Origin of the sequence: Serratia microhaemolytica (assembly GCF_004011885.1) — a bacterium.
Taxonomy (GTDB): Bacteria; Pseudomonadota; Gammaproteobacteria; order Enterobacterales; family Enterobacteriaceae; genus Serratia_G; species Serratia_G microhaemolytica.
Map to the genome: position 1 here is coordinate 1 of NZ_SBEF01000132.1, position 808 is coordinate 808.

Sequence of the window (808 nt, forward strand, 5' to 3'; positions counted from 1 at the left end):
GTCTGGCCGCGACAAGGCGATACCACTTGGACTCTCACCACGGAGCAATTTTCCTGGCTGATAAAAGGCATTGACTGGCAGCAGGTCGAGGGGCAAACACTGACAAAATGGCGATAAAAATAGAATAATCCATTGATTTAATTTACAATGCACTCGGTTTGTGTTATTCTGCCAACCATGATGACCTTACCGCCCGACCTCACCAACCAACAGCTCCGTGACCTGGTAATTAAACTCCATCGTGAGAATACCCGGTTAGCGGAGTTGCTTGCGCAGGCTAAACTTGCCCGCTTCGGGCGCAAGGCGGAAAACTTCTCACCCGCGCAACTCAGTCTGCTCGATGAAGACAGTGACACCGACATCAGCGCGCTGGAAACCGAACTGGAAAAAAACCTGCCATCCGTCACACCCGCGCCGGTCAACAAACCCAAGCGTCAGCCCCTGCCCGCGCACTTGCCGCGTGAAGAAGTCCGCTTGGCGCCTGAGAGCACGCAGTGCCCACAGTGTGACAGTCCGTTGCGTTTTCTGCGTGATGAAGTCAACGAGACTTTGGATTATATCCCGGCACAATTTATCGTCAGAAAAACCGTACGTCCGCAATACAGTTGCCCAGATTGCCAAACGGTACACAGTGCCGAACTCCCCGCTCAGATTATTGATAAAGGTCAGGTGGCTCCAGGTCTGTTAACCCACATCACCCTCAGTAAATGTGTTGACCACCTGCCTCTCTACCGCCAAAGCCACATCTTCGCGCGTGAGGGCATCACCCTGCCAACCAGTACGCTTTCAGACTGGATGGGCAAAGTCG

Annotated in this window: 1 protein-coding gene; it reads left to right on the forward strand. The window is 53.2% G+C overall.

Going from position 1 to position 808, the window contains the following annotated elements; all coding sequences use genetic code 11:
- Window positions 1-177: 177 nt before the first annotated feature.
- On the forward strand, window positions 178-808 hold a 631-nt coding region (locus EOJ37_RS14320), incomplete at its 3' end, for an IS66 family transposase (protein ID WP_162473717.1).